Annotated in this window: 12 protein-coding genes; 8 read left to right on the top strand and 4 right to left on the bottom strand. The window is 64.4% G+C overall.

Annotated features, from left to right (window positions below; translation table 11 throughout):
• Positions 1–24: 24 nt before the first annotated feature.
• Positions 25–654, top strand: a complete 630-nt coding sequence (locus CO667_RS24925; RefSeq protein WP_097620966.1) for a hypothetical protein — start codon at positions 25–27, stop codon at positions 652–654.
• 193 nt (positions 655–847) lie between these two features.
• Here the strand turns inward: CO667_RS24925 and CO667_RS24920 are convergent, their stop codons facing one another.
• Positions 848–1,285, bottom strand: coding sequence for a nucleoside deaminase (locus tag CO667_RS24920; RefSeq protein ID WP_097620965.1), 438 nt, complete (start codon positions 1,283–1,285; stop codon positions 848–850).
• A 90-nt stretch (positions 1,286–1,375) separates the two neighbouring features.
• Here CO667_RS24920 and CO667_RS24915 point away from each other — a divergent pair, with 90 nt between their 5' ends.
• From CO667_RS24915 to CO667_RS24905, 3 genes are read left to right on the top strand one after another with little or no spacing between them, the layout of a single operon-like run.
• Entirely contained in the window at positions 1,376–3,430 is a 2,055-nt protein-coding gene (locus tag CO667_RS24915; RefSeq protein WP_097620964.1) for a pseudouridine synthase, read from the top strand.
• Entirely contained in the window at positions 3,411–3,971 is a 561-nt protein-coding gene (gene rsmD, locus CO667_RS24910) for a 16S rRNA (guanine(966)-N(2))-methyltransferase RsmD (protein WP_097620963.1), read from the top strand. Before CO667_RS24915 ends, rsmD begins: the two co-directional genes overlap by 20 nt.
• Positions 3,972–3,984: 13 nt before the next feature.
• Positions 3,985–4,866 carry a patatin-like phospholipase family protein gene (locus tag CO667_RS24905; RefSeq protein WP_097620962.1) on the top strand — a complete coding sequence of 294 codons (882 nt, stop codon included), beginning with the start codon at positions 3,985–3,987 and terminating at the stop codon, positions 4,864–4,866.
• Here the strand turns inward: CO667_RS24905 and CO667_RS24900 are convergent.
• The 3 genes from CO667_RS24900 to CO667_RS24890 form a co-directional block, all read right to left on the bottom strand.
• Positions 4,855–5,334: an EVE domain-containing protein gene (locus CO667_RS24900; RefSeq protein WP_097620961.1), complete on the bottom strand. Its 480-nt coding sequence runs from the start codon at positions 5,332–5,334 to the stop codon at positions 4,855–4,857. The genes CO667_RS24905 and CO667_RS24900 overlap by 12 nt on opposite strands.
• Before the next feature lie 3 nt (positions 5,335–5,337).
• Positions 5,338–5,709 carry a VOC family protein gene (locus CO667_RS24895; RefSeq protein ID WP_097620960.1) on the bottom strand — a complete coding sequence of 124 codons (372 nt, stop codon included), beginning with the start codon at positions 5,707–5,709 and terminating at the stop codon, positions 5,338–5,340.
• 120 nt (positions 5,710–5,829) lie between these two features.
• Entirely contained in the window at positions 5,830–7,641 is a 1,812-nt protein-coding gene (locus tag CO667_RS24890) for a monovalent cation:proton antiporter-2 (CPA2) family protein (protein ID WP_097620959.1), read from the bottom strand.
• A gap of 118 nt (positions 7,642–7,759) precedes the next feature.
• Here CO667_RS24890 and CO667_RS24885 point away from each other — a divergent pair, with 118 nt between their 5' ends.
• From CO667_RS24885 to waaA, 4 genes are all read left to right on the top strand, one after another.
• On the top strand, positions 7,760–9,106 hold the full coding sequence (locus CO667_RS24885; protein ID WP_097620958.1) for a TldD/PmbA family protein: 1,347 nt from the start codon (positions 7,760–7,762) through the stop codon (positions 9,104–9,106).
• Between the two features lie 139 nt (positions 9,107–9,245).
• The gene (locus tag CO667_RS24880) at positions 9,246–10,046 is read left to right on the top strand and encodes a 3'(2'),5'-bisphosphate nucleotidase CysQ (protein ID WP_097620957.1); all 801 of its coding nucleotides are present in this window, start codon (positions 9,246–9,248) and stop codon (positions 10,044–10,046) included.
• 71 nt (positions 10,047–10,117) lie between these two features.
• Positions 10,118–10,366 carry a DUF4170 domain-containing protein gene (locus CO667_RS24875; protein ID WP_097620956.1) on the top strand — a complete coding sequence of 83 codons (249 nt, stop codon included), beginning with the start codon at positions 10,118–10,120 and terminating at the stop codon, positions 10,364–10,366.
• Between the two features lie 193 nt (positions 10,367–10,559).
• Positions 10,560–11,879 carry a lipid IV(A) 3-deoxy-D-manno-octulosonic acid transferase gene (waaA, locus tag CO667_RS24870; protein ID WP_097620955.1) on the top strand — a complete coding sequence of 440 codons (1,320 nt, stop codon included), beginning with the start codon at positions 10,560–10,562 and terminating at the stop codon, positions 11,877–11,879.

Genomic DNA, 11,879 nt, shown 5'->3' with positions numbered 1-11,879 from the left:
GCACCGGTGGCTGGAAGGGTTTTCATGTTCGCAACGCATTGGTTCCGTATGGGCGCCTGCCTGTCTGTTGTCATGGCGGGATGCTCCCTGGTGTCCAGCTGCGCCAGCAGCCCGACCTACGGCACCGACAAGACCGCCATGGAGCAGTTGACCGACGATCTCGGCCAGTCCGTGTCGTTGACCGGGCCGGACCCGAAGAACAAGGGCGTCAAATACACGCCGCGCCCGACGCTGGTGCTGCCGGCCCAGGCGCAGAAGGAGACCCTCGTTGCGCCGCAGCCGACGGTCGCCAACAAGGACAATCCGCAATGGATTGAATCGCCGGAGGAAACCCGCGCCCGCCTGGTTTCGGAGGCTGATGCGAACTCGGACAATCCGAATTACCGCTCCCCGCTCGCCAGTTCCGCCATCGAAGGCGGCCGGCGCACGACGGAAGCCCAGACCAAGGCCTATCGTGAAGCCCGCGCCCTGCAGAAGGGCTCCTATATCGATCAGCGCCGCTATATCTCCGATCCGCCGCCCGGCTACCGCACCGTCGACGATCCGGCAAAGCTCGATGATCTCGGCGAACCCGAGCTCAAGAAGCAGAAGAAGCGCAAGAAGGACGCTGCGGTCGCCAACAGCGGCAAGCAGTGGTGGAACTTCCTGCAATAGCGGGTTTTCCAGGCGCGCCGAACTAGCCCCTCATCCGCCTGCCGGCACCTTCTCCCCGTAAACGGGGGCGAAGGGACATGCCGCGCCCTCTCCGTTTCCACTCGCTCTCGCAGGGCACGTCCCCTCTCCCCGCGAGCGGGTTAGGGGCGGTCGGCCCGCGAGTAGGCATGACGGGGGGCGCAGACCCTGCGAATTACGGCGCCTCTCTTTTTTGCGAAAAGAATGTCCGCAAGATCTCGGCCGACTGAACCTCGTTGAAGCCGGAATAGACCTCCGGGGCGTGGTGGCAGGTCGGCTGCGCATAGAATCGCACGCCATTGTCGACGCCGCCGCCCTTCGGGTCCTCGGCGCCGTAATAGAGCCGGCGGATACGCGCAAACGAGATGGCTGCCGCGCACATGGTGCAAGGCTCGAGCGTCACATAGAGATCGGCGCCGACAAGGCGCTCTTGTCCGAGCGCTTCGCTGGCGAGCCGGATGGCGGCGATTTCGGCATGTGCGGTCACGTCATTCAGCTCGCGGGTGCGGTTTCCCGCGCGTGAAACGGCAATATCGTCGACAACGACGACGGCGCCGATCGGCACCTCGCCGCGTTCTCCGGCGGCACGCGCTTCATCAAGCGCCATCTCCATGAAACGATTTGTCTTCACGATCGCAAGAATTTCCACTTAACCGCAGATGCGTGACCTGATAGACAGGCCCAAAAGGCAGGCAAACAACAAATGACACCCAAAGACAAGCCAAAACGCCCGGGCGCTAAGCCGTTTTCACGGGACACCGAGCCGAAGACCGGCGCAAAGCCGGGCGGCGCCAAGCCGGCAAAGGCTGCGGTCGAGACCGATGGCGACGCGAAGGCCGAGCGTATTTCCAAGGTGATGGCACGCGCCGGCGTCGCCTCCCGCCGCGACATCGAACGCATGATCATGGAAGGCCGCGTCACGCTGAACGGCAGGGTTCTCGACACCCCGGTCGTCAACGTCACGCTTGCCGATCGCATCGAGGTCGACGGCGTGCCGATCCGCGGCATCGAGCGCACCAGGCTGTGGCTCTATCACAAGCCGGCCGGCCTGGTGACCACCAATGCCGATCCGGAAGGCCGCGCGACCGTCTTCGACAACCTGCCGGAAGAACTGCCGCGCGTCATGTCGATCGGCCGCCTCGATATCAACACCGAAGGCCTGTTGCTGCTCACCAATGACGGCGGTCTCGCCCGCGCGCTAGAACTGCCGGCGACCGGCTGGCTGCGCCGTTACCGTGTCCGCGCCCATGGCGAGATCGATCAGGACGCGCTCGACAAGCTGAAGGACGGCATCGCCGTCGACGGCGTGCTCTATGGCTCGATCGAGGCGACGCTCGACCGCACCCAGGGGTCGAACGTCTGGATCACCATGGGTCTTCGGGAAGGCAAGAACCGCGAAATCAAGAACGTGCTCGGCGCGCTCGGCCTCGACGTCAACCGCCTGATCCGCATTTCCTACGGCCCGTTCCAGCTCGGCGACTTGCCGGAAGGCCATGTCATCGAAGTGCGGGGCCGCACGCTTCGCGACCAGCTCGGCCCGCGCCTGATCGAGGAAGCCAAGGCGAATTTCGACGCGCCGATCTACAATGCGCCGGCTGTCGCTTCCGAGGAAGAGGCTGAAGCTCCAGTACCGGAAAGGCGCGAGCAGCGTCCGCGCCGCGACGAGGACAAGCGCGAACGGGCGCTGAGCCGCCTCGACACCAAGCGCGACGATCGCCACGGTGGCGGGCGTAGAGATGACGATCGCCGCGATGGCGGCCGCAGGGATGATGACAAGCCGAAGCGTCCTCAGCCGCTCGGCCAGCGCCGCAGCGCCAATGTCTGGATGGCGCCCGGCGCCCGGCCGCTCGGCGAAAAGGCTGCGGCGAAAGCCGCCAAGAATGAGCAGACCGCCCGTCGGCGCGGCGAGCAGGCGCCGGCAAAGGGCACTGGTTCCCACCATATCGAGGATCGTCCGCGCACGCAGGTGAACCGCGTGCGCGAAGAGGATGGCGAATGGATCCGCTCGAGCGAAGAGCCCCGTCGCAAGGATGAGGGCGAAGGCGCCGGCCGCAAGCGCTCCTTCGGGGATCGCCCCGCCCGCGAAGACCGCGGTTTTGGCGACCGCCCGGCGCGCGGCGAACGCCGCCCGCGCGAAGGCGGAGACGAACGCCCGCGCACCAGAAGCTCTGCCGGCGAAGGCCGTTCGGAGCGTCCGCGCGGCGACCGGCCTTTCGGTGATCGCCCCTCGCGCGGTGATCGTCCCTTCGGCGACAAGCCGCGCGGTGACCGCAAGCCGCGTGGTGATGGCGACGAGCGTCCCCGTGCCGCCCGAGTCTCCGCCGGTGAGGGTCGTTCGGAGCGTCCGCGCGGCGACCGGCCTTTCGGTGATCGTCCTTCGCGTGGCGATCGCCCCTTCGGCGACAAGCCGCGTGGTGATCGCAGGCCGCGCGAGGATGGTGATGAGCGTCCGCGGGCAGCCAGAAGTTTTGCCGGCGAGGGCCGCTCCGAGCGTCCGCGCGGCGAAAGATCGTTCGGCGACAAGCCGCGGGGTGACAGGCCTTCTGGTGACAAGCCGCGCGGTAAGGGTTTTGGAGCCAAGCCCGGTGGGGCCAAGAATTTTTCCGGCAAGCCGAAGGGCGCCAAGCCGGGCGGTGCCAAGCCGGGTGGTGCCAAGTCGGGCGGGGACAGACCGGGCGGCGACAGGCCTGCGGGCGGGCCGTCCAGAGGTGGTGCGAAAGGAAAGGGAATGACGCGCGGTGCGGATCGTCGGCGGTGAATTTCGCGGACGGCCTCTCGCCGTGCCAAAATCCAACGATATCCGGCCGACTGCCGACCGGACGCGCGAGAGCCTGTTCAATATATTGAGCCATGCCTATCCGGAATGCGTCGACGGCACCCGGATCCTCGACCTTTTTGCCGGAACCGGCGCCGTCGGCCTCGAAGCCGTCTCGCGCGGCTGTCGCCATGCGCTGTTCGTCGAAAACAGCGTCGAGGGCAGGGCGCTGCTCTGGGAAAACATCGATGCGCTCGGCCTGCACGGCCGCACCCGCATTCTGCGCCGGGATGCGACCGATCTCGGCAGTGTCGGCAATCTCGAGCCCTTCGACGTGCTGTTTGCCGACCCGCCCTATGGCAAGGGCCTCGGCGAGAAGGCGATGGCGGCCGCCGCCGTTGGCGGCTGGCTGCGGCCGGGCGCAATCGCGGTGCTCGAAGAACGCGGCGATATTGTCGTTTCCGTGCATCCTTCCTATGTCTTCCTCGAAAACCGCATCTTTGGCGATACGAGGGTGCATTTCTTCCGGTATCAGCCGCAATAAGCGGGGGCGGGGCGTGCAGCAGGCAGAGATCATCAGTCCGAAACTGCCTGCGATCAGCGATCTTCCAACGGTCGCTGTCGCTTTCGGCGGCGGCGGCGCGCGCGGGCTTTCCCATATCCATGTCATCGAGACGCTCGACGAACTCGGCATCCGACCGGTGGCGATATCGGGCTCGTCGATGGGCGCGATCATGGGTGCCGGCATGGCTGCCGGCATGTCCGGCGCCGAAATCCGTGAACATGCGCTGGCGACCGTCGGCAACAAGACGGCCGTCATCGCCCGCATCTGGGGTCTGAGGCCGGCGACGGTGCGCGATGCGGTGGCCAAGGGCGTCCGCATCGGCCAGTTCAATCTCGAACGGATCCTCAAGGCCTTTCTGCCATCCGAGCTGCCGGCCCGCTTCGAGGATCTGCTGGTGCCGATGAAGGTCATCACCACCGATTATTACGGGCAGTGCGAAGTCATCATCGAGGAGGGCGAGTTGTTTTCGGCACTCGCGGCCTCTTCTGCCATCCCCGCCGTCTTCATGCCGGTGCGCCTGCGCGGCCGCGTGATGATCGATGGCGGCATCAGCAATCCGGTGCCTTATGAACCCCTGATGGATCTTGCCGACATCGTCGTCGGCATCGATGTCGTCGGCGCGCCGGAAGGTGACGGCACCCATATTCCGAACCGCATGGAAAGCATCTTCGGCTCCGGCCAGTTGATGATGCAGACGGCGATCACGCTGAAGCTGAAGATCCGCCCGCCGCATATCTTTCTGCGCCCGGCAGTCGGCCGCACCGGCGTCATGGATTTCCTCAAGGCCCGTGAAGTGCTGGCCATGTCGGTCGGCGTCAAGGACGACTTGAAATTCGCCCTCGACCGCGAGATCGAAGCGCGACTAAAGCGCTAGAGATCCTTGCCCGGGAGCCGTTGCATGCTTCCGGGCGACATGCATGCTCGGATCACCGAGCATCGCTTCGGCGATGAGTTCGGCATCGTCATTGTCGATTTCGAAGAGACCAAAGCGCAGTCGATAGCCCCAGCCTCCCCGATCGCTCGTGAAGGACAGCCGGCCGATGAGCGGCCGGATCGGCGTCTCCACGGCCCGCCACCAGGCGACATCGCGCCTCCAGGGGCGGAAACCGGGGTGAACTTCCACCTGATATGCCGCCGTTTCCTGGACCACGCCAATGGCCGTGAACGCCTGCAGGCGATCCTTGCCGCCGAATGTTTCGGTCGGCGAATAATAGATCACCCGGTCGCCGGGCGCGCTTCGCTTCAGCGGAGCGGCCTTGCCATGACAGACCTGCATGAACCCGGCTTCGCGCCCGATGCGGACGTGGTTTGCTGATGCGACAGCGATCCAGCTGCGGGACATGTTTCAGTCCTCCGCAACGGTGTAGACGCGCAGGCGGTGCCCGTCGGGATCGGCTGCAACAAAGCTACGGCCGAAATCGAGGTCGGTCGGCGGCAAGAGGATGGTCGCGCCCTTGACTTGCCATTCGGCGTGAAGCGTATCGACCCTATCCGCCGTCGCAACCTTGAAACCGAGGTCGCAGCCGCCGCCCATGGCAGTCGGCGCGGGCTCAACGCCCGCCTTGCCCCAAAGTCCGAGCGCCAGACCCGAAGGCAGGATGAACATGGCGAAGGTCGGGCTGAGCTCAACCGGATCCTGCCCGAGCAGTTGGCCATAAAAGCTGGCGCTTTTTCCCGCGTCGGCTACGAAAAGGAGAATGCTGTTGCTGTCGATCATGGTTGGCCTCCTGTTTGGGTCAGGAGGATCGTCTACAGAGACATGCTGACAGATTCTGGCAGTAGCCTTTGCCTCTACCGCCGTTCAATCCGCTCAAGCCTAGCACGTCCCGGAGTCAATTTATGCGTCCGCCGTCGCATCCGCGGTGCCCGCCAGCGGATCGTCCTCGAAGGCATCGCCAGCGCGTTTCGGCTTGACCAGCGGTTCGGGGCGAACGGGGTGGGAAAACAGCATATCGCGCCCGGCCTGCAGCCCTTCGGAAACCTGCAGCACCAGGCGCGCCTCGTCGCGCTTGCGGATATCCTCGCCGATTTCATAGGCGTCGACCTCGGGAACGCCCAGCGCCTCCAGCGTCCGCCGTCCGAACAGCAGGCCGGATTCCAGCGTTTCGCGCAGCTCGTAATCGACGCCCTTGTTGCGCAGTTCGATCGAATGGATGCGGTCGTAGGAGCGCACGTAGAGACGCGTGTGCGGATAATCCGCCTGCACCAGCTCCACCACCTTGTCGGTGACCTCCTTCTTCTGGGTGCAGACGAGCACGATCTTTGCCCGGTCGATACCGGCCGAGCGCAGCACGTCCTTGCGGGTGCCGTCGCCGAAATAGATGCGGAAGCCGAAGGTGGAGGCCTGGCGGATGCGATCGGCCGAAAACTCGATGACGGTGACGCTGCGCCCGCCGGCTAGCAGGATCTGAGCGGCGATCTGGCCGAAACGCGAGAATCCGACCATCAGCACGTCGGCGCCGGCGCCCTCGAAATCCTCGTCCAACTCCTCACGCGCGTCGCCGCGCAAGAGCCGCTTCGAAAGGGCCGACCCGATCGGCGTCAGCGCCATGGAGAGCGTGACGACCGCGACCAGCAGCGATGCCGTGCTCGTCGACATCAGTCCGGCCGTCCCCGCCGTGGTGAACAGCACGAAGCCGAATTCGCCGCCCTGCGGCAGCAGGAAGGCGATGCGGATCGCATCGTCATGCAGAGAACCCGAGATCCGGCAGAGCCCGTAGATGATGATCGCCTTGACGGCCATGACGATCGGCACGGTGACGATGATAAAGAGCGCATTGTCCACGAGAACGTCGAGCTCCAGCGACAGGCCGACGGCGATGAAGAAGATGGCGAGCAGGACGCCGCGGAAGGGCTCGATATCGGCCTCCAGCTCGTGCCGGTAGGAGGATTCGGCCAGCATCACGCCGGAGAGGAATGCCCCCATAGCCATCGAAAGCCCGGCAAGCTGCATCAGGCTCGCCGATCCCATGACGACGAAGAGGGCGGCTGCGATCATCGCCTCGCGCGCGCCGGTCCGGGCGATGATCTGGAAGAGCGGCGTCAGCAGGTAGCGCCCCATGACGATCATCGCCGCGACGGCGCCGATGGCGACCGTAAAACCGAGCAGCGGTGCATTGCTGCCCTTGCCGCCGTCGAGAATGGTGATCAGCGCCAGGAGCGGCACGATCGCCAGGTCCTGGAACAACAGCATCGAGAAGGAGCGCTGCCCATATCTGGTATTGACGTCGCCGTCGCCCTCGAGGATCTGCATGGCGAAGGCGGTCGAAGACAGTGCCAGGCCAAATCCGGCGACGATGCTGCCGCGCCAGTCGAAAACCTGGGAGAACCAGGCGAGCGCGGTCAGCGCCAGCCCGGTCACCACCACCTGCGCCGCACCGAGGCCGAAAATGTCGCGCCGCATCTGCCACAGGCGGCTGGGTTTCAGCTCCAGCCCGATGATGAAGAGCAGGAAGACCACACCGAGCTCGGCGACATTGAGGATCTGCTCCCCATCGGTGATGCCGTGGAAAACCGGGCCGATGACGATGCCGGCGGCGAGATAGCCGAGCACGGTGCCGAGCCCGAGCTTCTTGAAGATCGGTGCGGCGACCACGGCTCCGCCGAGCAGCAGGATCGTTTCGGAAAAAAGGGCATTGGGCGCTGACATGCTGGCGATTTCTTTCGACGGCGGGGACATGCGGGCAGCCCCGATAAAGAATCGGTGGCGGCGGCCTTGATGCTTGGGAGAGTGCACAATAAATGGAAGCCGAAGGAAAGGCCAAATCATGTCCTCTGAAATCGATTCCTCGACACTTCTTTCCCGCGCAAGTCAATTGATCGATCTGGCCAGGAAGGCAGGGGCCGACGCCGCCGACGCCGTCGTCGTCCGGTCGCGTTCGCAATCGGTCAGCGTCCGCCTCGGCAAGGTCGAGGGAACGGAATCCTCCGAAAGCGACGATTTTTCGCTGCGCGTCTTCATCGGCAAGCGCGTCGCCAGCGTTTCGGCCAATCCGGGCTTCGATCTGCAGGCGCTGGCCGAACGCGCCGTCGCCATGGCCAAGGTTTCGCCGGAAGACCCCTTCGCCTGCCTGGCGGATGAGGCAAGCCTTTCGAAATCCTATCCCGACTTGCAATTGCTCGATACCACCGAGGTCTCCTCCGAGATGCTGCGCGAGGCAGGCCTTGCCGCCGAAGCAGCAGCCCTTGCGGTCAAGGGTGTCACCAATTCTTCAGGTGCCGGCGCATCGGCCGGCATGGGCGGCCTGGTTCTTGCCACCTCGCACGGTTTTGCGGGCAGCTACATGGCCTCGCGTTTCGGCCATTCCGTCAGCGTCATAGCAGGCGAAGGCACCGGCATGGAGCGCGACTATGATTACGACAGCCGCCTCTACTATGCCGAGCTCGACGATCCCGCTGAAATCGGCCGCCGCGCCGGCGAACGGGTGGTAAAGCGCATCAACCCTCGCCAAGTGCCGACCGGCAAGGACGTCACCGTCATCTTCGACCCGCGCGTCGCCCGCGGCTTTGTCGGCCATATCGCCGGCGCGATCAATGGTGCTGCCGTTGCCCGCAAGTCCAGCTTCCTGCGCGACAGGATGGGTCGGCAGGTGCTGAAGCCGGGCCTGTCGATATCAGACGATCCCTTGGTCGTGCGCGGCCCTTCCTCGCGGCCCTTCGACGGCGAGGGCGTGTCGGGCGAGCGGCTTGTCATGATCGAGGACGGGGTCTTGAAGCACTGGTTCCTCTCGACCTCTACCGCCCGCGAGCTGGGTCTGGAAACCAACGGCCGCGGCGTGCGCGGCGGCACATCCGTCTCGCCGTCCTCCACCAACCTTGCGCTGGAACCCGGCGACATCTCGCCGGAAGAGCTGATCCGCAGCATCGGCAACGGTTTTTATGTCACCGAATTGATCGGCCACGGCGTCAACATGATCACCGGCGAATACAGCCGCGGCGCCACCGGCTTCTGGATCGAGAACGGCGAACTGACTTTCCCGGTGTCCGAGGTGACGATCGCCTCGAACCTCAAGGACATGTTCATGCGCTTGACGCCGGCAAACGACATCGACCGCAAATTCGGCGTCGCCGCCCCGACCTTCGCCATCGAAGGCATGACGCTGGCAGGGCGCTAGAGCAATTCCAGCAAAAGTGTGTAGCGGTTTTGCGTCCGGAATTGCGTAAAAATAAAGAGATAGAGCATGATGCCGAAAAGTGTTTGCGGTTTTCGGACGACATCATGCTCTAACGAGAATTCAGAAACGGATTGATCGGATGAGCGACATGGAGAAAGCCCGCTGGCAGCGCGATCTCACGCTGATCGCCGATGCTGCGAAAGAGGCGGGTGCGGTCGCTTACGGCTTCTTCAACCAATCGCCGGAGGTCTGGTGGAAGAACGGGGACCGCTCCCCCGTCAGCGCCGCCGATTTTGCCGCCAACAAGACGCTCGAGACCATTCTGCGCAAGGCCCGGCCGGATTACGGCTGGCTCTCGGAAGAAACCGACGACGATGCCGACCGTCTCGCGCGCGAGACGGTGTTCATCATCGATCCGATCGACGGCACGCGCGCCTTCCTCGGCGGGCAAAAGGTCTGGTGCGTCAGCGTCGCGGTGGTTCATCGCGGCCGGCCGGTCGCCGGCGTGCTCTATGCCCCAGCGCTCGAAGAACTCTATGAGGCCGTCGAGGGCGGGGTGGCGGTGAAGAATGGCGTGCCGCTCGCCGTCTCCGCCGCGGGAGCAGATGAGACGAGCCGCCTTGCGATCGGCGAGGATCTGTTGACGACCTTCCCGCCGGAGTTCCGCGCCCGGGTCTCACGACAGAAATACATTCCCTCGCTCGCCTATCGCATCGCCATGGTGGCGGACGGTCGTCTCGAAGGCACCTTCGTCAAGGGCAATTCGCATGATTGGGACCTTGCCGCCGCCGATCTGATTCTGGCCTGCGCCGGCGGGGGTCTCGTCGATCTCGAAGGCCGGCCGGTCGTCTACAACAGCGCCGATGTTACCCACAAGGTCCTCTGCGCAGCACCGACGCCCCGCATCGATGAATTCCTCGCGGCCTTTGCGGGACGATGAGACAGTTGACGTTTCCGTCAAAATCCCGCAGATGGGTTGGCGGAGGAGAATAGGCAGAAAGAGAACAAAAAATGACTGAATCCGGTGACAAGAAGCAGCTTTTGCATCTCGTTTTTGGCGGCGAACTGGAAAGCCTCGATGACGTCCAGTTCCGTGATCTGAGCGGTCTCGATATCGTCGGCATTTTCCCGGATTATGCCACGGCGCTGACGGCCTGGAAGTCGAAGGCGCAGCAGACGGTCGACAATGCGCATATGCGCTACTTCATCGTCCACATGCATCGTTTGCTCGATCCGCAGCAAAAGGCCGGAGGCAACTGACCTCGGCTAGCGACCTCGGCCAAGGCCATCCGCAAGTGCCGCCGGCGACCGCTCGGCGCGCAGGGCTTTCCCGCATCGGGCGCCCGTCGTTCCGGATTGTCTGACGCATTCTGAACAAATTGATCGGTCATTGCGGCCGCAACGATAATGAGGGAATGGGTTTGATGTCGATCTTGGATCGGAGGCTGGCGCAATGAGCTCCCGGATGGCTCGGTTCGGTCTGAGCGCATACCGTCTGGCGGGAACCGTGGCCTCTCCTGTTGTCGGCCTCTATATCACCTACCGCACGGCCAAGGGCAAGGAAGACCGGGCGCGCCGCCTGGAACGCTTCGGTTATCCGAGCGCCAACCGGCCGCAAGGCCCGCTCGTCTGGTTCCATGCCGCAAGTGTGGGTGAAACCAATGCCGTCATCCCGCTGATCCGCGAAATCCGCCGCCGCGACATCCATGTCATCCTGACGACCGGCACCATCACCTCCGCGAGACTCGCCGCCGAGCGCCTCGGCCAGGAAGCGATCCATCAATATGTGCCGCTCGATCTGAAGCCCTCCGTCAGCCGCTTCCTTGATTATTGGCAGCCCGATTGCGCCATCATCGCCGAATCCGAGATCTGGCCGGCAACCGTGCTGGAACTCGGCCGCCGCCGCATTCCGCAGATCCTGATCAATGCCCGCATGTCGGACCGTTCCTTTGCCCGCTGGCGCCGTCGTCCGGCGATCGCCGAAGCCTTGTTCGAGAATCTCGCCCTCGTCATCGCCCAGTCGGATATGGATGCCGAGCGTTTCCGCGATCTCGGCGCCGTCCCCGTCATCACCTCAGGCAATCTGAAGGTCGATACCGACGCACCGCCCTATGACAGCGCTGTGCTTGCCCGCTACAAGAAGCAGATCGGCGAGCGCAAGACCTGGGCGGCGATCTCGACCTTCGACGGCGAGGAGAATGCCGCCGCCATCGTCCATCGGGCGCTGCGGGAGCGCGATCGTCAATTGACGATCATCGTGCCGCGTCACCCCGAGCGCTGCGACGAGATCGAGGCGGCGCTGGTCAAGCAGGGGCTGAAGGTCGCCCGCCGCACCCGTGACGATGTCTTGTCGGCCGATGTCGATATTTTCCTCGGCGATACGATCGGGGAAATGGGCCTCTATCTCAGACTGACGGAAATCGCTTTCGTCGGCCGCTCGCTCTTTGCCGAAGGCGGTCAGAACCCGCTGGAGCCCGCCATGCTCGGCTGCGCCGTCCTCTCGGGTGGCCATGTGCAGAATTTCCGCGATGCCTATCAGAAGCTGGCCCGCAGCGGCAGCGCCCGCATGGTGCGCGATACCGAAATGCTGGCCAAGGGCGTGCATTACCTGCTGATCAATGACGAAGCCCGCCGCAACATGATCGAGGCCGGCATCACCGCCGTGCACGAGATGCGTGGCGCGCTGACCGCGACCGTGAAGGGGCTGGAACCCTATATCAATCCGCTGACGGTGAAGGCGCGGCTGCTGCCCAAGGCCGTGGCCCAGGTCTGA

Source organism: Rhizobium sp. L43, assembly GCF_002531725.1.
Taxonomy (GTDB): Bacteria; Pseudomonadota; Alphaproteobacteria; order Rhizobiales; family Rhizobiaceae; genus Rhizobium.
Note: the sequence above shows the minus strand (reverse complement) of the source record. Positions and strands in the feature narration are given on the sequence as shown.

Excerpts from the sequence above, each read along its gene's own strand:
- CO667_RS24925 (WP_097620966.1), top strand. The coding sequence starts at position 25 with ATGTTCGCAACGCATTGGTTCCGTATGGGCGCCTGCCTGTCTGTTGTC.
- CO667_RS24920 (WP_097620965.1), bottom strand. The coding sequence starts at position 1,285 with ATGGAGATGGCGCTTGATGAAGCGCGTGCCGCCGGAGAACGCGGCGAG.
- CO667_RS24915 (WP_097620964.1), top strand. The coding sequence starts at position 1,376 with ATGACACCCAAAGACAAGCCAAAACGCCCGGGCGCTAAGCCGTTTTCA.
- CO667_RS24900 (WP_097620961.1), bottom strand. The coding sequence starts at position 5,334 with ATGTCCCGCAGCTGGATCGCTGTCGCATCAGCAAACCACGTCCGCATC.
- CO667_RS24895 (WP_097620960.1), bottom strand. The coding sequence starts at position 5,709 with ATGATCGACAGCAACAGCATTCTCCTTTTCGTAGCCGACGCGGGAAAA.
- CO667_RS24890 (WP_097620959.1), bottom strand. The coding sequence starts at position 7,641 with ATGTCAGCGCCCAATGCCCTTTTTTCCGAAACGATCCTGCTGCTCGGC.
- CO667_RS24885 (WP_097620958.1), top strand. The coding sequence starts at position 7,760 with ATGTCCTCTGAAATCGATTCCTCGACACTTCTTTCCCGCGCAAGTCAA.
- CO667_RS24880 (WP_097620957.1), top strand. The coding sequence starts at position 9,246 with ATGAGCGACATGGAGAAAGCCCGCTGGCAGCGCGATCTCACGCTGATC.
- CO667_RS24875 (WP_097620956.1), top strand. The coding sequence starts at position 10,118 with ATGACTGAATCCGGTGACAAGAAGCAGCTTTTGCATCTCGTTTTTGGC.
- waaA (WP_097620955.1), top strand. The coding sequence starts at position 10,560 with ATGAGCTCCCGGATGGCTCGGTTCGGTCTGAGCGCATACCGTCTGGCG.